The following is a 19476-nucleotide window of genomic DNA, read 5'->3' on the forward strand; positions in this document are numbered from 1 at the left end:
CTCGGGCTCGTCGAAAGCTGAGCAAGGCTATTGAGGTGCCTTTATGGAACCCCTGGTGCTGAATACACCTAAGCTTGCCGGTAAATGGTCTGAACGAGCGGGGGACTATTCCCCGAAAAGAGCAGCAGGTCGTTGAACAGGTAAATGAAGGGCTCTTGAACCAACGGGCTGACTACTATTACCCTTGCTGGTGCTGCGTGGAAATGATAAGAAACAGGAAGCAGCCGGTGACTTTGGTGGAGGATGTAATCGCACCATTCGCAGGACGGCCGGGCCTGATCAAGGGAAGCCTCTTCGGGTGCCTTGCTGCCAACGAGCGCTGAATCCCTTGTACTTCTGTGCGAGTGCGAAATCTCAGCTAGGAACAGGATGGCGAATATCAGCAGCAAGAGGCTGGCTATTGCCTTTACATCAAAATGGGTACGCCTGTTTACGCCTTTGCTCATTGTTGCAACAAAGATGCATTAAGAAATCAGAAGTCGCAATTAAATTTTATAATAGAATGAAAGCGATCCACCTGCCCGCTTTGAAGTCCCTCCGCATTAAAATTCTTATTTTTGTTGCGCATGGAAGAAACAGAGACTGGACGCCGGTTTGATCAATTACTGGAGAAGAATAACCTGAAAAAGACGCAGCCCCGGCTGAGCGTGTTAAAAGTGCTGGCTTCCCGGAAAACGGCGACTTCTCAGCCTGCCCTGGAAGAGATCCTAGGTGCAGAGATAGACCGGGTGACCCTGTACCGCGTGCTCCGTACCTTTGAAGAAAAAGGGATCATCCATAAAGTAATCGACCTAAACGGGACTGCGAATTACGCCACCTGTGATGAGTCCTGCACGGAACACGCACACGACGACAGGCATGTCCATTTTAACTGTACCCACTGCCTGCATGTGTACTGCCTCGATTCGCTTCATATCCCGGCACTCACCATGCCTGCTGGATTTACCGCCAGTCAGATGAATTTGATCGTGTATGGTATCTGCGAGGAATGTAACGAAAAGGAGCGGTAGTGGAGACGATAGGCGGAGTTAGATGAATACTTTGTACTATTTCTCCGTGTTACAAAAACCTCAATAAGATACCCTCACGCACAGAAGGATGTTCCCTACGACGACCGTGTATTTGATTTGGCTCGAAAAAGTCCTATTTATGTATTATGGTATCTACTTCAGTCAAAAAAAGACATTTAAAGGAGGAAAATCAGTTCCGGGGAAAAATGTCAAATCGTAGACTTGGATACTAGTCAAAATTTGAAGCATGAAAATCGTATCCTTTGCAGTGGGACTTGTTCTTGGACTACTAGTGTCTGTAGTTGTTATTTACGGAGACGCTTTGGTTCCGTCAACTATACAGCCGATTTACTTTCCTGAACCAGATGTAACACTCTATTTAAAAAAAGACAACTGGGGTATCTCAGGAGACGGGCAAATAATGGCATTGTCGACTAGTGAAAAATCTGATATAGATAGAAATTCAGAGGAAGATTATATATTGGAAGGACTAAGCCAGATATTCTATAAGCAAGACCGGAATACTCTGACACTATTTGTCACCAGAAAATTCAATCAACCTAAAAGATTTGAAAGCGGGATAATTATTAAGCAAGTGGAATTAGAAAATTCAGAATTTCAAGACCTATTCGACAAAGCAAGAGAAAGTATTAAACTTTTCTAAAATTAACACGATGTTTAAAACGAGCCTCTCTCACCTGATTATTGCCAATTTCTACTGTTAAGCATATTAATGACCCTTGACACGGAAGTACTGCTAACCGGACAAAACCTAAAGACCTACGCTTAGTTTCAATGCTAAAAGCCCTACTATCAACTTACTTGACAATATTTGCGGCGCTTCTTCTTTCAAATTGCCATCCTTGCCTGCTCTTGGGACTTTGGCTATAGCCAGGTGAGCGCTATCCCGAGCGAATCAGAATTATTAGGGACTTATAAACTTGATGACAAATCCAGGTCGCTCGTAAATGATCATGGATTAGACCCGGAAAAGTGTAGCCTCTCGTTGAAAAAAGACGGACTGTTTCTCTTGCAAAATGCGCCACCAGGAATTAGTGACGATAAGTCCCCTACTGAATCACTCAGCAAAGTGGGTATCTGGAGTGTAAGTTCTGTCGACTCTTCCGGCTTCTTGATAGAACTACAAGGTTTATGTGTAGTCCCGTTAAGTGAAAAGGGTGAACGACTCGCGATTCCGATTACTATCGGAGACGGAGATGAGTGCAACGGGATAGTATTTGTAAAGGAATAAGCAATACGGCAAAACATCAGTGGCCACGTCAATTTTCAGGAGCCTTCACGTGTCTTTTCCCCCGACTACCTCAGGATTTGCAACAAGCTCTGCGGATTCAATCATAAAAAAGAGTTCCGACCCGCTTAGCCTGTTAAAGAACGACAACCGCTGTATTTGATTTGCTTTGAAAAAGTGTTAACTATGTATCAAGATACCTGTAGGAAGCTGTTTGAAGGGAAAGAAGTAGTTCAGGTAAATGGAGATATACAAATTGGTAAACCGTGAGGTTGCCTTTAATTGTTTGCGGCGTTACTACAAACTGAGATGGAAACAACAATCAATCCAAAAACATCAAAACCACCCTATTTGTTAGGACTTATTTGTTTAATTCCGTTAGTTGGAGCATTTCTTGGTTTAGGTCTTTTGCTTTATGGATTTCTGAAGTATAAAGACAAATGGCTTTCCATTATTGGGGCGGCAGGTATCTTGTGGACTATTATTGTTTACTCAACGCTTTTTTACGCAGGTAAACATTCTTTAGCTTTTAAAAAGGGATTCGAAGACATTTCCCAGATGCAACTGAATAGCTTAGTAAAGAATATCGAGTACTATAAACTTACCCATGGACGGTACCCCGATAGATTAGAACAGCTTCAAGAAGATGATAAACTAGCACCGATCAATGATGCAGCACAGGGGATGAACACGAAAGGAACCGTATATTATAATTATGAAAAAGTTGGAGACAATTATTCCCTCTTTTCATCTGGACAAGACGGAATACCTAAGACAAAGGACGATTTGTTTCCGCAAGTGACAATTACAGGCAGCAGTAAAATTGGTTTAATCAGACACCGTTAACTAAAATACGACTATACTTGATATGTTGAAGCTGATGAACATGGACTAAACCAATTATTTTAACATCAACATAAATTAAGTGAAGCTGAAGTATTTCAAATGCTTTTAACAGCCACCCCCTTTTCCGTTTTGTGAAATATTAAAACTTGGCCCGCCATCTTCTACCACCACACCAGGAAACGCCAATTAGCGAAACTAAGGGCTTAGCTATTCCTTCCTATCTGCATCCTCCGTCTCAAATTTGCTTATATGCTGACACAGCTTTTTGAGTTCTTTCAGCGTGTAATGTCCATCGATTACTTTGAAGGTGCAATCCTTATTATAGCTTATTACTGCAATCATATCTCCCATCGAATGGAGGTAAAAATACTGGGAGTCATCCCCCTTTTTGGTTCTCATTTTTTGTATCGTGACTTCTACTTCCCGATCCCTTAAAATCGCTTTCGTTTTAACTTGTCTCATAGTATATAAAGGATAAATAATGTCGAGAAGTTTTCAGAGACGAGTTTCTTCGCGATAGAGAATATGAAATCAACTTCCCTTCTAGCAGAGCGTGCAGACTTAATTACGCAACCTACACCAGCCGAAGATTTTACCCGGGAATCTTGAAAAAGCAGAGCGCGAAGCCAGCTTAGCCCGATTTAATGAAGCATTAGGAGAATATCAGTTTCACGAAGTCGCTGATGGAGATATTCCCTACAGACCTCCTCAGGAACATCTATATTACCCTTAAGCTTAGTGGAAACGCAGGCCGCCCTGCCGGGCAGTATAAGCGACGCGGAACTGAAATTGCGAGCCCTTAACTTTTATTCGAGGCGATCTTAATGAAAAGAAGCTCCGTGGACTACTCTCCCGCAAGCTCGAGATAAAACGAATCGCCGCCGAAGCTCATGGAATGAAACAACCGAACCTCTCCGCGCCTATGTCTTTCAAACTACTGCTGCACACCACATCAAACTTCTGCCTCTGCAACTTTAGCTGTCTGCTGGCTTCCGATTTTGACGGTACCGGTCTTTGCTGCAACGGTACTCTTTGCAGACCTGTTTTTGCCAGTAGGTTGCACTTGTTCTACAGGTGTTAGCGGAGCGGCCGGCTCCGCGGGAGCGGTAATTGATTCTTCCGACTTGGCCTTAGTAACAAAATCAATATCCATCTTTTCTACAAGGCTTGCTGCTATCGTTCTACTGACCTTGGTGATCCGTCTGGAAGTCTTTTTAGAGTTTGTCCCCAGCTTTTCTGCTATCTCATCCAGAAAACTTGAAATCTGCAGTGATATTTCTTTTCCAACAGCCTTCTGAACCTTTCGCTTTAACTTTTTACTTTTTTTCCCCATAACAAGTTGTTTAAGTCAAATTAACATGAAATTTCGACTAGATTAATATTATCATTTTGTTAAGTCCATCTATGTAATTTAACAGTTTTCTACTAGCTCCTTCTTGGAGCTGTGTGAACTTAAACCGTCATAACATCCCTTCCGCTACAGAATAAGTAGCTCGATGCAGATTCTGGTGATAGTGGCGAAGATTTAACCCGCACTAAACAATTACCTAATAATCAATAGATACTTTTAATACCGTCGCCCTCTAGCAACGATAGTCTCAACGATGAAAATACGAGTGGAAAAAACGGATTCCTTTCTTTGTCTATGTAAAATCTTGTATTTGTCTTCCACTACACCTAGTCATATTCTAAACCAGGAGGAATATCATAGACTAGTGAACCTTGCTAAAGCCTACTTCAACGCAGGTTTGTATGAGCAGGTTAGTCAATACCTTGAGGAGAACCGGTACCATTTAAACTGGTGGGCAGCCTACCTTCTAACCAAATACGGCTCGCCGCATCCCGAACTGGAATCAACTTGCATCGAGGTTTTGGAAAGCAATGCGGCAAGCCCCGGTTAGGCACTAATCAATAACTATTGAAAACTTCTAATATGCTTTCTTTCCAGGAGTTGGTTACCCAAGAGACGGTCAAATTGCTAAAGTTAAAGGGCAGCCCTTTCCCAGGAAAAAACTAAAAAACATCTTCCCTGTCATTCAATAAGTTGAGTTAACACTACATCAGAAGCGTTTTTTTGCCTGAACCTATCCATTCAAATTTCGTATAGTAGCGGTCAAAGGAGAAGAATTGAGCAGAGAACTACTATTAAAAAGTACGTTAAGAGACAATTTCACAGAGCAGTTCATCAACCGGTTTATTCAATTTCAGCTTAATGAAGAGGAAATGAGAAAACTGGTTCTCCTCACGAACCGCTTCACCGAAGATATCGCCCCTACGCTTACCGACTCCTGCCTGATTGCTGCTATGTACCATTTCTTCATGAAGAAGGCCAGTAATCTTAAAATAGTCATTCTCACAGGCACTGTAGCTTTTCGTCAACAGGTAATCTATCGCTGCACCAAACCTCTTCCCCCTGCTTCCAAACCAGTCCATCCCGCCGACTGGAAGTCCTCTCACTTTTGGGCAGAATGCGGCGGGACGATTATTGACCTATCCTTCTTTCGGAGAATCTATGCCGGCGAGATAAATGAGCCGCTAAAATCAAAAATAACAGAGAGCTTCGGTTTCGACCGAGGGGCCATGATTGCAAGCTCAAAGACATTTGAACAGCATGAATTCCAATACATCCCGGAATACTCACTGTCGATAAAACAAATGGAAGGAATAGTCACCAATACTCCCCGGCTCAAACTACCAGGGACCGATAAGCTGATTTTGCCGAAAGGCCAATGAAGAGGCCTCTCGAGCTTACTAAACTTTACCGACAGGAATACGATAGCCCTAAATAATTCACAAGAGGGAAAATCAAACAGTAAACAAGACGATCGGCATAAATGCGTATATTCAACTGCGATGTCACTTAGATACAAACCGGAATAACCAAGGCGTGTTTCATCTAACAGCTACATCCCGCATCACAAATAAATGAATCGATGAAAAAGATAGTCCTTTTCTGCATCTGTTTGATATCCTTCTGGACTGCGTGTTCCAAGAAAAGCGATAACAATAACAGTGGAAATAATGGTAATACCGACCCGGGCGGCGACTCAGCACCTGTAGAGACGAATCGCCCCAACACTAACTACGCTCCGGCTTTTCCGGGCCAGACAAGGGTGAAGGGAGTAAAAACTGCTTCCTCCTACCGGGGAAATGTGATTACTTCGGCTCTCAATGCTCCGTGGGGAATTGCAAGCCTGCCCGATGGTCGTTTACTGATCGCGGAAAAAGCGGGAACCATGCGTATTGTATCGACCAGCGGAACAGTGGGAAATGCGATAACCGGCATTCCTTCGGTTAATTCTGCCGGACAGGGTGGCTTGCTGGGTCTTTGTATCGATCCGCAGTTTGGCAGCAACAGGATGATATATTGGGTCTTTGCGGAAAATGTTAATGGCGGCACTGTCACAGCAGTAGCCAAAGGAAGGCTTGCGGATAATGGAAGCAGCATAGAAGGAGCCACTGTTATTTACCGTGCAAATCCTCCGGCTAACAGCACGTTGCACTATGGTGGACGTATCGTCTTTGACCAGACCGGAAATCTTTTGGTAAGTACAGGAGAGCGCTCCAGTTTATCTACCCGCCCCCTGGCGCAATCTGTAACTACTGCACTGGGGAAAATTGTTCGGATTACTACTAATGGGCAGCCTGCCCCGGGAAACCCCAGTTTTAGTGGAAGCGGTGCTTTACCTGAGCTTTATAGCACGGGCCATCGCAACCCTCAGGGTATCGTTTTGCACCCCACCACGGGAGAACTATGGTTAAGTGAACATGGCCCACGTGGGGGCGACGAGATTAACAGGGTAAGGCCAGGCCTTAATTACGGTTGGCCAACTATTACTTATGGGATCGAGTATAGCGGACAAACTATCGGGAATGGTATTCAGCAACAAAACGGAATGGAGCAGCCGGTCTATTACTGGGACCCAGTAATATCGCCCAGTGGAATTACATTCTACAAAGGGAACCGCGTACCTGAGTGGGAGAATAACCTGTTCGTATGTGCTTTAAGCGGACAACATATTGCCCGGCTGGTCATCGAAAACAACCGCGTTACCGGCGAAGAACGATTGCTTTCGCAGGAGAACCAACGCTTCAGGGATATTACGCAGGGAACAGACGGTGCACTGTACGCAGTGACAGACCAGGGTCGATTGTATAAAATCGACAGGCAGTAGACTTGCTATAAAAGATCTCGGATGCAGACAATTTCTTCCCCTTTTTCTTAGGGATTCGCTACTGCGACAATGCCGGCAATCCCTTCCTTCTTAAATCAACTTATCCGGTGTTACAGGAAGCTCCTAAATGCGCTTGCTGGTAGCGTTAAATATGGCAATTTCACCCAAGCAAAGGTTTAAAAAACTAGCCAAGGACGACGATCGATGTCACCATGCGGGAATGATGGCGCTTTTTCATCTTGAATAAGCATTAGCTTACACGAAAAACTGAAACAAAATTTAAAACGAGTTGAGGATACAGCTCAGCAATTTTATAAAGTAAGGCTGGCTACTATAATCCAGATAATATAATGCTGAATAGAGCAGCGGAGCCTTTGAAGTGCCTTGCGCATATGTTGCTCCACTGTATTGACAGAAATATTCAGACGAACAGCAATTTCCTTATGCGAGAGATGTTCCTGTCGGCTTAATACGAAGACCTCGCGACATTTAGACGGCAAACCTTCGATTCCCTGTTGCAGCGAGTCCTTTAATTCATTACATGCCACCTGCTGCTCGGTTTCGTTATGACTTTCGTTATTCGTCAGGAGTAAAAAGTCTTCGTGTTTTTTCTTTCGCAGTACCTCCCGGTAGTAATTGAAGATGCGGTTACGCAATGCTCCGTACAAGTAAGCCCTGATGTTTCTGCCGGCATCTAAGCTGTCTTTCTGCTTAAAGAGGTCAAAAAACACATCCTGCACCAGTTCTCTCGCAGCTTCCCGGCTGTTCGTTTTTCTGGAGGCCAGGCTTAGAAGATTCGGGACATGACGGATGTAAAAGACATCAAAAGCCTTTTCTTCCCCCTCTTGCCACATCGCAATCAGCTGAGCGTCGGACAGTGAAGTGAAATGATCTGTACTTATCTCCTTTCTTCTCATAACAGAGCGGGGGCTGGTGAATATCTGATTGGTTTTGAAAGACACCAACAGAATATGCTGAGCAAATATAGAAGCGGGCTTATTAAGCACAAGTTAATATAATTTTAAGTTTTACAGGGCTCTCTGATCTCGCTGCCTCCAGGATTCATCAATAAAGTCGACGGACGATTTTTTAAAAAAAAAAGAGACTTCCAAATAACGGTTGCTGCCTGTCCAAGGTAATACACTCCTAAAATACCAGGGATGGACAGTAAAAGACTATCGTTACTTCTTCAGAAACAAAAGCTCGGAATTGCTTCTCAGGAAGAGATCAAAGAGCTGGAAGAATGGTACAACAAGCTCGACTACCCGCTTGACCATACTTTTACTGATGAAGCTACGGCTAAAGACATGCTCAGAGACTTACGTGCTCAATTAAATCAGGACAAAGAACAGTTTGTTCCAATAAAACCTATAAAGCCTTTTCCATTCAAGTATATATACCGCATTGCCGCCTCAGTCGCACTGATCTGCACTTTGTCTGTAACCTGGTACTTTAGCAGCCAAAGAAAATCACCGGAAAAGACAACGCTGACGGCCCGGTCAAAACCAAACACATTCTTAACCCTTCCCGATGGAAGCACCGTGATATTAAAGCCCGGGAGCAAGATCCGCTACCTTACTTCCTTTACCGCTAAAAGCAGGGAAGTTGAACTGGTGGGCGAAGGCTACTTTGATATCAAACGGGATGTAAGTCGTCCGTTCGTCATCCACACCGGAAATATCCGGACACGGGTTTTGGGAACCGCCTTCAATATCAATGCGGAGCCAGGAAGAAAAGATATCATAGTAACGGTAACGCGTGGCAAAGTGCAGGTAGAAGATAAGTCGAAAGTCTTAGCGGTGCTTTTGGCCGGAAAGCAGGTGACCTACAACAAGAATACTTCGGGAGTGCTGAAAGAGGCCGTAGATGCGGAGAAAAAAACACTTTGGGCGAAGCAAGACATGCAGTTTGAGGAGGTAAGGTTTGGTGATATCGCATCTTACCTGGCCGGAAGGTACGGAAAGAATATCCGGTTTGCCAGGGCTGAACTTGCCGAATGTCCTATAACAGCATCTTTTAGCGGAGAAGAGTCTCTGCAGGAAGTACTTGATATTTTATGTATGACAAGAGGCGCCAGTTACGTGGAAAAAGAGGGGTATCTGGAGATAAGCGGTGACGGATGTAAGGCTGAGCGCCAAAAATGAGCAAATCCTATATGAAGACGACAGAGAACAGGTCGCCATAACAGGCCAGAGAACACAGAAAAACCGGACGACCAGAAGGTCACAAACCGGGGGTGAAAGTCACTGGCGGTTCTTCCTGCCCTTAGAAAAACAAATTAGACTTTCATGAAAAAACTCCTCTGCTTGGGGAAGCGTCCGAGGAGTTCTATTATCAATTCAATTATTAATAGACAAAATTATGCAAAATTCCTGTGCAAAGGGAAATCATGCGGCATATAAACGCTGTATTGGAAAAAATAAAGATTTTTTTCTAAAGCTGAGCTCCGCAATCCTTATCCTGCTGCTAATTATTCAGTCTTACCCGGTCAGGGCCAGTGCAGCTAACTTTCAGAAAGACAAGATTGTCCTTGAGGTTAAAGATCAAAGCCTCAAAGCAATCCTTAGCGAGATTGGAAGACAATCGAGCCTGCAGCTTGCTTATCCTTCCGAGCACGTCAACCGCTATCCCCGGGTTCGTCTGAACAAGTATACAGGTACGGCAAATGAGATGTTGACCGAAGCCCTGAAGGGAACCGATCTGACTTTTTCTATCAGGGCTAATACGATAGTGGTGGTACTTAGAGTAGCTCAAAAAAATGACTTGCAAAAAGACAGACGTGTCAGCGGTATAGTCAGCGATACCAAAGGCCTGGCTCTACCGGGAGTTAGTGTGAAAGTGAAAGATGGGAAAGCTTTTGCAGTAACAGGAACAGACGGGAGATACTCCATCATGGTGCCTGATGAACAGGCAGTCCTGGTTTTCACTTACGTGGGATTTGAAACAGCCGAAGTAGGGGTTAAAGACCAGGAACAGGTAAACGTAGTCCTCAAAGAAGATCAGAACCTGCTGAGTGAGGTAGTTGTCATCGGATATGGTTCGGTCAGAAAAGAAGATCTGACGGGATCTGTCTCGCAGGTCAATCTCGCCGAGCTTACTAAAGCTCCCGTAGCTTCGGTCGACCAGGCCCTTGCTGGAAGGGTGGCTGGTGTTCAGGTATCCGTGAATGAAGATGGCCAGCCGGGCGGAGCAATGAACATTCAGATCCGGGGGGCAAATTCCCTTACGCAGAGCAATTCTCCTTTGTATGTAATCGACGGATTCCCAATTGAGGGGCCTCAAACCGCATCCTTTAATCCGGAGGACATAGAAACCTTAACTATCCTGAAGGACGCTTCTGCCACAGCAATATATGGAGCCAGAGGAGCAAATGGTGTCATTGTTATCACCACGAAAAAAGGGAAAGAAGGAAAACCGAGGTTCTCCTACAGTTCTTCTCTCGGATTTAATGAAATAACAAAGACAATGGACATGTTGAGTCCTTATGAGTTTGTTAAATATGAGCTCGAGCGAAACCCCAATGCTGGTGTAGAGCTGGGATATTTTGCCAACGGGCAGGACCTTGAGTCGTACAGAACCCTGAAAGGTGTCGACTGGCAGGACAAGCTGTTCAACTCCGGTGCCACGCAAATACACAATCTGGCCCTCAGAGGCGGTACCAGGCAAACTAAATATTCCATCTCCGGATCTTTCTTCGACTCTAAAGGAGTTGTGGTAAACACCGGATACAAGCGCTACCAAGCGCGTGTCTCCCTTGATCAGACCATCTCCGACAAGTTTAAAGCAGGCATTAATGTGAACTACAGCAACCAGCTTACCTTCGGACAGCTGGTGGGGCGTACCTCCGCTACTTCATCTACCACCATCAGTGGCTACCTGCTATATTCAACATGGGCCTATCGTCCGGTTAGTGGAAACACTGCGGCTTACGAGGAACAATTGTTGGACCAGGGGATTGATGAAACAGTTGATTTTCGTATAAACCCGGTAATCTCTGCACAAAATACATTAAGGGAGAGAAAGCTAAATAATATTATCGGAAATGCTTTCCTCACTTATGATATCACGAAGAACCTCCACCTGAAAGTTTCGGGCGGATTGAATGGCCTCTTTAGCAGGAACGACGCTTTCTACAACAGCCAAACCGTGTCTGGCACTCCGCTTCGCGCTAATAATATTTCCGGAGTCAACGGCTCTGTGGATCACGGAGAAAGGCTCGACTTTGTAAATGAGAATACCATTAACTGGTCTAAACGGTTCAATTCCCGGCATAAGGTAGACCTCCTCGGGGGCTTTACCCTGCAAGGCGTCAATACCAGTACCTACGGATTTTCGGCCATTCTGGTGCCCAACGAATCGCTGGGGATTAACGGTTTGAACCAGGGAACTCCACTTGAAACCATTTCTACCACAAGTTACAACCGGCTGTCCTCCTATATCGCCAGGGCAGATTATGGTTACAGGTCTAAGTATCTACTTACCGCTACTGTCCGTGCTGATGGATCTTCCAAGTTTGCCCCCGGAAACCGCTGGGGATATTTCCCTTCGGGGGCCTTTGCCTGGCGAATGCATAAAGAAAAGTTCCTTCGGGGCATAAAGGCAATATCGGAGGCTAAGCTCAGGATCAGTTATGGGGTTACCGGAAATAACCGGGTAAGCGACTTTGCCTACCTTCCGGAGCTTAACTTACCTGACCTTGCCAGCTACTCTTTCAATAACGAGCGCTTCTACGGCGTAAATCTGACGAGCCTGGGGAACAGGCAACTGAAATGGGAGAGTACAGAACAACTGGACCTGGGCTATGATCTCGGGCTTTTCAAAGACCGTATCAGTCTTACCGTTGACCTGTATCGAAAGAATACCAACGACCTGCTCCTGAACGCTAACCTTCCCTACACTACGGGTTACAACAGGGTCTATAAAAATATCGGCAAGGTCAGGAATGAGGGTTTGGAACTGACACTGAATACCGTGAACGTAAACTCAAGATCCTTCAGCTGGCGAAGCAATTTCAATATCAGCTTCAACAAAAACAAGATATTGGCCCTGAACGAAGGTGAAACGCATTTGCTGTCAAACATTAGTTCCTTTGTGAGCCGTATGGCCGAGGAGCCCCTATATATAGCGGAGGTAGGAAAACCAGCAGCAATGTTTTACGGTCTGGTTTGGGATGGCGTGTACCAGTACGAGGATTTCGTGCAGAACTCGGCAGGGATTTATGTCTTGCGGAACGACCGTCCCACGAATGGTGACCAACGGTCGGCCATACGCCCCGGGGATATTAAATACCGAGACCTGAATAACGACGGAGTGGTTGATGCCAATGACAAAACCGTTTTAGGAAGCCCCCTCCCTATCCATACAGGAGGATTTTCAAATACTATCACTTTCAAAGGTTTCGACCTCAATGTCCTCATGCAGTGGAGTTATGGCAATAAGCTCATGAATGCAAACAGGCTGATCTTCGAAGGAAACATCACCAATATACCAAGCATGAACCAGTTTGCCAGTTGGCAGGAGCGCTGGACGCCCGAGAACCAAAGCAATACTCTTTTCAGGGCCGGTGGCGCCGGACCACAGGTCATGTCATCGCGGACCCTTGAAGATGGCTCTTACCTCCGCTTAAAAAGCGTTTCTCTCGGATATTCAATTCCTGCAAACCTTCTGAGAAGGCTCGGCATAGGTTCCCTGAATTTTAATGTTTCCACCCAGAACCTTCTCACCTGGACAAAGTATTCCGGACTGGATCCGGAAGTATCAATATTCAACACGGTATTAACTCCCGGTTTCGATTTTTCAGCCTATCCCAATGCAAGAACGGTAGTGTTTGGAATAAAAGCCGGATTTTAAAAGATAAGATTATATGAAGCCAAAATACATACTATCCATGCTGATCCTGCTGGCCACAACTTCATGCAGCGACTTCCTGGAAACAGAACCAAAAGGAACTCTTTCGCCCGAGTATTATTTCAACAATGAAGCACAGGTAAATGCTGCGTTAGCAGGAGTTTACAGCACCATGGCCGATACCCGCAATGAGGAGCCTTTTTACGCCGCTTCGTACATCAGTCAGATGGGTACAGAAGGAGATGACGGCTACTACCGTAAAGGTCCGGAGCGAAACATTGTAGGGCAGTTCCTATATTCGGCAAGCGCCCCAAACCTTTCTGGTCTATGGCAGATCCTGTACAAGGGTATCAACCTTTCCAACTCCCTGCTGGAGAACCTTGACAAGGCTGACATGCCTGGTGATAAGAAAGAAGTAGTGCGGGGTGAGGCCCTCTTTTTACGCTCCTACTATTATTTCATCCTGGTATCCAACTGGGGGGATGTGCCTCTAACCCTGACGTCCACAAAGTCCGCACTCGATGCCAGTATCCCCAGGACACCTTCGGCGGAAGTTTACCAGCAGATCACTGCAGACATGGAAAAAGCATACGAACTGGTACCCACAGCTACAGCTGTAGGTTTCGGCGGTCGCGTGAATAAATCTGCTGTTGCCGGCATACTTGCCAGGGTCAACCTTTACTGGGCCGGTTATCCGCTCAATAAAAAGGATCGGTTTCAGGAGGCCAGGAAGTGGGCCCTGAAGGTGATCGACTCAAAAGAGCATGCGCTCGATCCTTCATTTCAGCAGATCTTTATCAATTATGCGGCAGATAAATACAATATTAAAGAAAGCATCTGGGAGGTAGAGTTCTCGGGAAATCGTACCGACAGGCCGCGGCAGGCGGGCCTGGTAGGCAACTACATTGGTATCCGTAATACCGGCGATAAGATTGGAAACAGTAATGCCAACGTGCGAGCCGCAGCCAGGCTTTACCGCTTATATGAGGAAGGCGACCTGAGACGCGACTGGGCAATAGCTCCCTTCGAATACATTCCTACAGACTCCGACATAAAGGTTCCCTATGCCAGCACTGCCATTCATGAGCGGTATGCAGGCAAATACAGAAGAGAATATGAGGTGGTCCTGCCAAAGTCGAAGGGATATACTCCCATCAACTATCCCTTACTTCGGTATGCAGATGTGCTGCTGATGTTTGCGGAAGCAGATAATGAAGTGAACGGAGCGCCGACAGCCGATGCAATAAAAGCTGTGAATATGGTGAGGCGTCGCGCCTACGGCAAAAATGTGAATGCCGCAAGCGCAGAGGCCGATCTGCTCCCCGAACATACTGCCGGCAAAGCTGCCTTTCTTGAGCTGATCAAGGATGAGCGCTCACGGGAACTTTGTTTTGAAAGTTTAAGGAGGAACGACCTGATCCGGTGGGGAGACTATGTTTTCGCAATGAAAGCGCTAGCCAATGAATATGAAACAGCTTCAGGTATCTCCAGCACTACAAGAAACATAGTATCCTCATTAAAATTGGTGGCACCCAAACATCTGCTATGGCCTATCCCAACCCGGGAGATGTCAGTAAATAAAGCTCTAGAACAAAATTCCGGATGGTAATTAAACTGTAATGAAGACATTAAAAAAACTTTTGATGCTGCTTGCCATCATATTTGTAAGCGGCTGTGATAAATCCCTCGAGATCGATACTCCTGTATTTGATATTACTGGAACAAGTATTAAGGACGACACGGATGAAACCGGGCAGCCGGTGAAGAAGGTGACCTTCCATCTTGCCGGAAGTGCCGAATTAATCTCCTTTTACTCAGGAGAAGTATTGCGCGATTATGCCTACCGGGAAGGGCGAACAGTGTCGACGAAGGCACTGAATATGTCCTTCTCCACCAATGCAAAATTGAACTCAGGGACTATTGCCATCCCGAACCAGCTGGCAGTACTTGTATCCACCGATTTTTCAGGAAAATATGAAGAAGCAGATATTGCAGCGGCAACCTGGACCGATATAAGTTCCAGCTTTACCTTATCGCCGGTAGTAACCCATGATAATTTCCTGGCCGCGGGCACGGTTGATCTGCGCAGCTATGCTGTTGAAGGCAAACCGCTTTTCATCGCATTCCGGTACTTAACACCGCCTCAAACCACGGCAAGAAGGCATGTTCAATGGCGTATCCGCGATTTTGCTGTCAGGTTGGTGACCGACCTGGCCAGCACCGTTGTTGCTAGCCAGGCGACCACCCCCTGGACACTCTATCACAAAGGGCCCTTCGAAAGTGGCCGCTCCGCGACCAACACCTCTCAGCTCATTCTCAGAGGGAATAACACCTCAAAGAATTTCCCTGAGCCAACGGAAGACTGGGCAATTTCCCCGGCAATTGAGGTGGGCGGGGAAACTGATTTAGGCCCTGACCGCCCAATCGCAATCAAAGGGCGTGGCGATGCTCCGCTGACTACATTCACCTATCAGTACCCGACTTCCGGCCAGTACAAGGTTGTTTTCGTCGCTTCGAACGTAAACATTGAAAATGAAAAGACAATTGTGAAAGAACTTGATTTAACGATCCCCTAATGGTCAGTTTAAAAAATATCCTATCTCTCTGCGCCCTCCTGCTCCCCTTGCTGGTTCCCGCACAAAAACGTTCAGATATCGAGTCTATCCGGCGCAGCAAGGCATCGAAGCAGGTTCTGGTGGCCTGCCACCGGGGTGGCGACTGGCACAATTTTCCCGAAAATTCGCTGGAGTCTATCCGCTCGGCAATAAATATAGGAGCAGATTTTGTCGAAATAGATGTGAGAAAAACGAGGGACGGTAAGCTGATCCTGATGCATGATCGTTCCCTCGAACGCACAACTACAGGAACGGGACTGGTAAAGGATAAAACCTACCAGGAGATCTGCCTGCTGAGGCTGCGGGACAAGCATAAAAACGAAACTCCTTACCTTATCCCAACACTCGAAGAAGCGCTTATGCTGATGAAGGATAAGGTCTTTATCAAAGTGGATAAGTACAATGAAGAGAACATCCGAAACGAGATCGTGGAGGTTCTGAAGCGTACAGGAACACTCAGGCAGGCATCCTTCCGTGTAGGACTGGATTATGAAAAGACGGTCAAAAACTATGGCGATCTGACCAGGCTGCTGCACCTTTTCCCGGCTATACAAGACAGTGATACTGTAAAAGCAAGGACAGGCGCAGAAATTGCAAACTTTCAGCGAAGCCTGAAGCCTGTAGTATTCCAGGCTAAGTTCAAGGACAGTACCTCCGCAGTAGTGCAGTCGATAACTGATCTCAACCAAGCCGGGGAGCACATTTGGGTGATGGCAAGCAGGGATTATTATTGCGGTGGTTGGGGTGATAAGATCTCCCTGACCGCCCCCGATAAGGGCTGGGGAAAGCTGATCGAGAAGGGAGTTACCATCATTGAAACAGATTATCCCCAACAATTGCTGGCCTATCTAAAGAAATATAAAAGCAAAAATCAAAAGGACTGAAAAGATGAAGAAATTAATTGCAACCGTCCTCCTCGGGCTGGGAATTTTACAACTTGTCCAGGCTCAATCAAAGACTGCAGTCCGGGCTAAAATAGAGGGAATCTTTAAGCCGGAGAACAATGCTGTGCTGACTTGCGCGCACCGCGGCGACTGGCGAAACGCACCTGAAAACACCCTTCAGGCTCTATATAACAGTATTGAAATGGGGGTGGATATCATGGAGGTCGACCTGGGCAAGTCAAAAGACGGTCATTTGATCCTGATGCACGACAAAACCCTGGACCGTACGGTAAAAGCCAAAGGAAAACCAGGAGATTATACCCTGGCGGAGCTCAAAAGCTTCCCGGTAAGAAACGGAACAGGTCACGCTACTCACCACCGTATTCCAACGTTCGAAGAGCTTATGCTCGCAGCAAAAGACAAGATCATTATCAATATTGATAAGGGTTACCAATATCTGGATGATGTTGTTGAGGTTTTGCAGAAAACCGGCACTATGGATCAGGCTATCCTGAGTATAAACAAGAACTTGCCCCTTGACAGTGTGAAGGCGAAGCATCCTAACCTTCCACAGGATCTGCTAATCATGCCGGTTATCGACTTCAGGGACGAGCAGGCCGCATCTGCTGCCATGGCAAGCTACCGCTCGAAGAAGCGCGTAATCTATCAATTAGATTTTAGCAATGATACCCATCCGCTTTTAAATATGGTGCCGGCGCTTAAGAAAGAGGGCAACGGCGTATGGTACAACAGCATCTGGCCCGAACTATCGGGAGGTCACCATGACGATAAAGCGGTAGACGAAAGTAAGCCTGATGAAAGCTGGGGCTGGCTGGTGAAGAAAGATGCCGATGTTATTCAAACGGACCGTCCCTTTCAGCTGGTAAACTATCTCAGGAAAATAAACAACGGCAAGGTAAATGCAGAAAAACAGAATGGAGGGAGACGATGAGCTGGCCCATCGCCGGATTACTCCTTTTAGCTGCTGCACTGGTTTCCTGGAAGCTGTCAGGGCAAGAGGGAAAGAAGCAGGTCTATTTGCTGCTGGGGCAGTCGAACATGGCAGGCAGAGGGAAGCTAAGCGGCCACCAGTATAAAACGCATCCACGGGTGCTGATGCTCAATAGAGAGAAGCAATGGGTTCCTGCTGCACATCCCCTGCATTTTGATAAGCCGAAATCGGCCGGTGTGGGGCCGGGACTCGCATTCGCTGTGGCCATGGCCGAAGCTTACCCTGAGGATACCATATTCCTGGTCCCTTGTGCTGTTGGTGGCACTTCTATCGCGCGTTGGGAGCCCGGAGCTTACGACGAGGCGACAGACACGCATCCTTATGATGATGCAGTACTGAGGATCAAACAGGCCCGTAAAAAGGCCCCTGTCACCGGGGCGCTTTGGCTGCAGGGAGAGTCTGATAGCCGCGAAAGAGCAGCAGCAACCTATGTCAATAAGCTTTCTACTTTGGTCAGGCGCATCAGGAAGGAATCAGGAAATAAACATCTTCCTTTTGTAGTGGGTGAGCTGGGAAGATACCGGGATAAGTACCAGTTGATCAACAGAGAACTTCAAAAGGTACCCGCTGCCATTCGGTTTACCGCGCTCGTTACATCAGAAAATTTAACACATAAAGGAGACAGTACCCATTTCGACAGTCCCTCGGCGGAAGCATATGGACAGCGCTTTGCAGCCGGCATGCTGCGACTACTAGAAAGCAAACAGTGAGGCTCCCAAGTTCAAACACTCTAACAAATTAGCAGGAAAAGCAGCACCATATTATGCGATATTTAATCACTCTTTCTATTTCATTATTCCTGCTCGGTAAGTCCTACGCGCAGGATGCTACTAATTTCAAATTCAAGGATGGGCACGAGTTGGAATTGAGCGGCAGGGTATACAATTCAGCCCTCAATTATCACAGGCTCGATTCAGGGGAATGCCTTTCGCTTCCGAAAAGGGTGCGGGAGCTGGCCCGAAATTCAGCGGGCTTAAAACTGGAATGGCGTCTGGCAAAGTTTGTACAATCCTGGAACATGACTCCCCTTGTGATCAACGGACTCGATCTGTATGGAATGAAGAACGGAAGCTGGCAATACGTTGCCTCCGCCCGACCTACGGCTGCAGACAATTCGGTGTTGCTGGTAAAGAACCTCGATGGCGAACTCAGGGATTATAAATTGTATTTGCCCCTGTATTCGGAGATCACTCAGCTGAGGGTGGGGGTTAATCCCGAAGCGACACTGGAAAAGCCATCGCCAAATGCAGGGAAGCAAAAAAGGGTAGTGATCTACGGCTCAAGCATTACCCAGGGTGCCTCTGCCTCGCGGCCCGGTATGGCTTATCCCTCTATCCTATCCCGCAAAACCGGAATAGAAATGATTAACCTGGGCTTCAGCGGAAGCGGAAAGATGGAACCAGAAGTAGTAGACATTTTGGCAAACATCCCTGCAGACGCCTATGTGCTTGATTGCGTCCCCAATCCTCTTCCTTCAGAAATAAAAGAACGAGCCTTTGTTTTTATTCAGCGATTAAGAGCCCTCAAACCCAACGTGCCTGTCATTATGGTGGAAAGTATTTTCAGAGAGACCGGCAACTGGGATAGTGTCCTGGGAGAAAGAACACGGCAACAGAACCTCGAATTCAGGAATGCTTATAATAAGCTTAAGAAAGAAAATTCGCGCAATTTGTATTACATCGAGTCGAAAGATCTCATAGGAAACGATCATGAAGCGACTGTAGACGGCACTCATCTTAGCGATCTTGGTTTCACACGTATTGCCGAGACGATCATGAAGCAGTTAAAACGTGCTCTGTAGTACTGCCGGGTTCAATCGGAGCTATGCTTTTTTTGGT

General features: G+C 46.3%; 19 protein-coding genes. 15 read left to right on the forward strand and 4 right to left on the reverse strand.

Features of this window, described 5'->3' with window-relative positions; genetic code table 11:
- Positions 1 to 68 precede the first annotated feature (68 nt).
- On the reverse strand, positions 69 to 446 hold the full coding sequence (locus tag J4N23_RS04130; RefSeq protein WP_207425729.1) for a hypothetical protein: 378 nt from the start codon (positions 444 to 446) through the stop codon (positions 69 to 71).
- 120 nt (positions 447 to 566) lie between these two features.
- Here J4N23_RS04130 and J4N23_RS04135 point away from each other — a divergent pair, with 120 nt between their 5' ends.
- From J4N23_RS04135 to J4N23_RS04150, 4 genes are all read left to right on the forward strand, one after another.
- Positions 567 to 1010: a Fur family transcriptional regulator gene (locus J4N23_RS04135; protein ID WP_207425730.1), complete on the forward strand. Its 444-nt coding sequence runs from the start codon at positions 567 to 569 to the stop codon at positions 1008 to 1010.
- A gap of 247 nt (positions 1011 to 1257) precedes the next feature.
- The gene (locus J4N23_RS04140; protein WP_207425731.1) at positions 1258 to 1674 is read left to right on the forward strand and encodes a hypothetical protein; all 417 of its coding nucleotides are present in this window, start codon (positions 1258 to 1260) and stop codon (positions 1672 to 1674) included.
- Positions 1675 to 1842: 168 nt separating this feature from the next.
- Complete coding sequence (locus J4N23_RS04145) at positions 1843 to 2262, forward strand: hypothetical protein (protein ID WP_207425732.1); 420 nt, start codon at positions 1843 to 1845, stop codon at positions 2260 to 2262.
- Positions 2263 to 2568: 306 nt separating this feature from the next.
- Positions 2569 to 3105 carry a type II secretion system protein GspG gene (locus J4N23_RS04150; RefSeq protein ID WP_207425733.1) on the forward strand — a complete coding sequence of 179 codons (537 nt, stop codon included), beginning with the start codon at positions 2569 to 2571 and terminating at the stop codon, positions 3103 to 3105.
- A gap of 207 nt (positions 3106 to 3312) precedes the next feature.
- Here the strand turns inward: J4N23_RS04150 and J4N23_RS04155 are convergent, their stop codons facing one another.
- Entirely contained in the window at positions 3313 to 3567 is a 255-nt protein-coding gene (locus J4N23_RS04155) for a hypothetical protein (RefSeq protein WP_207425734.1), read from the reverse strand.
- A 490-nt stretch (positions 3568 to 4057) separates the two neighbouring features.
- Positions 4058 to 4438: a hypothetical protein gene (locus J4N23_RS04160; protein WP_207425735.1), complete on the reverse strand. Its 381-nt coding sequence runs from the start codon at positions 4436 to 4438 to the stop codon at positions 4058 to 4060.
- Between the two features lie 328 nt (positions 4439 to 4766).
- Here J4N23_RS04160 and J4N23_RS04165 point away from each other — a divergent pair, with 328 nt between their 5' ends.
- From J4N23_RS04165 to J4N23_RS04175, 3 genes are all read left to right on the forward strand, one after another.
- Complete coding sequence (locus J4N23_RS04165; protein WP_207425736.1) at positions 4767 to 5006, forward strand: hypothetical protein; 240 nt, start codon at positions 4767 to 4769, stop codon at positions 5004 to 5006.
- A gap of 226 nt (positions 5007 to 5232) precedes the next feature.
- Positions 5233 to 5838, forward strand: coding sequence for a hypothetical protein (locus J4N23_RS04170; protein WP_207425737.1), 606 nt, complete (start codon positions 5233 to 5235; stop codon positions 5836 to 5838).
- Between the two features lie 200 nt (positions 5839 to 6038).
- Positions 6039 to 7280: a PQQ-dependent sugar dehydrogenase gene (locus tag J4N23_RS04175; RefSeq protein ID WP_207425738.1), complete on the forward strand. Its 1242-nt coding sequence runs from the start codon at positions 6039 to 6041 to the stop codon at positions 7278 to 7280.
- A gap of 311 nt (positions 7281 to 7591) precedes the next feature.
- Here J4N23_RS04175 and J4N23_RS04180 read toward each other — a convergent pair whose 3' ends face one another.
- Entirely contained in the window at positions 7592 to 8197 is a 606-nt protein-coding gene (locus tag J4N23_RS04180; RefSeq protein ID WP_207425739.1) for an RNA polymerase sigma factor, read from the reverse strand.
- 243 nt (positions 8198 to 8440) lie between these two features.
- Between J4N23_RS04180 and J4N23_RS04185 the strand changes: the two genes are divergently transcribed.
- From J4N23_RS04185 to J4N23_RS04220, 8 genes are all read left to right on the forward strand, one after another.
- Entirely contained in the window at positions 8441 to 9424 is a 984-nt protein-coding gene (locus tag J4N23_RS04185; protein ID WP_207425740.1) for a FecR family protein, read from the forward strand.
- 217 nt (positions 9425 to 9641) lie between these two features.
- On the forward strand, positions 9642 to 13130 hold the full coding sequence (locus J4N23_RS04190; protein ID WP_242689067.1) for a TonB-dependent receptor: 3489 nt from the start codon (positions 9642 to 9644) through the stop codon (positions 13128 to 13130).
- Positions 13131 to 13143: 13 nt separating this feature from the next.
- Positions 13144 to 14736 carry a RagB/SusD family nutrient uptake outer membrane protein gene (locus J4N23_RS04195; protein ID WP_207425741.1) on the forward strand — a complete coding sequence of 531 codons (1593 nt, stop codon included), beginning with the start codon at positions 13144 to 13146 and terminating at the stop codon, positions 14734 to 14736.
- Between the two features lie 10 nt (positions 14737 to 14746).
- A complete protein-coding gene (locus tag J4N23_RS04200; protein ID WP_207425742.1) occupies positions 14747 to 15703 on the forward strand; it encodes a DUF5017 domain-containing protein in 957 nt (318 codons plus the stop codon).
- On the forward strand, positions 15703 to 16626 hold the full coding sequence (locus J4N23_RS04205) for a glycerophosphodiester phosphodiesterase family protein (protein ID WP_207425743.1): 924 nt from the start codon (positions 15703 to 15705) through the stop codon (positions 16624 to 16626). Before J4N23_RS04200 ends, J4N23_RS04205 begins: the two co-directional genes overlap by 1 nt.
- Positions 16627 to 16630: 4 nt before the next feature.
- Entirely contained in the window at positions 16631 to 17578 is a 948-nt protein-coding gene (locus tag J4N23_RS04210) for a glycerophosphodiester phosphodiesterase family protein (protein WP_207425744.1), read from the forward strand.
- Positions 17575 to 18348, forward strand: a complete 774-nt coding sequence (locus J4N23_RS04215; RefSeq protein WP_207425745.1) for a sialate O-acetylesterase — start codon at positions 17575 to 17577, stop codon at positions 18346 to 18348. The genes J4N23_RS04210 and J4N23_RS04215 overlap by 4 nt, the downstream gene beginning before the upstream one ends.
- Positions 18349 to 18401: 53 nt before the next feature.
- A complete protein-coding gene (locus tag J4N23_RS04220) occupies positions 18402 to 19439 on the forward strand; it encodes an SGNH/GDSL hydrolase family protein (protein WP_207425746.1) in 1038 nt (345 codons plus the stop codon).
- The last annotated feature ends 37 nt before the right edge of the window (positions 19440 to 19476 follow it).

The sequence above is a fragment of the Pedobacter sp. SYSU D00535 genome (genome assembly GCF_017355855.1).
Lineage (GTDB): Bacteria > Bacteroidota > Bacteroidia > Sphingobacteriales > Sphingobacteriaceae > Desertivirga.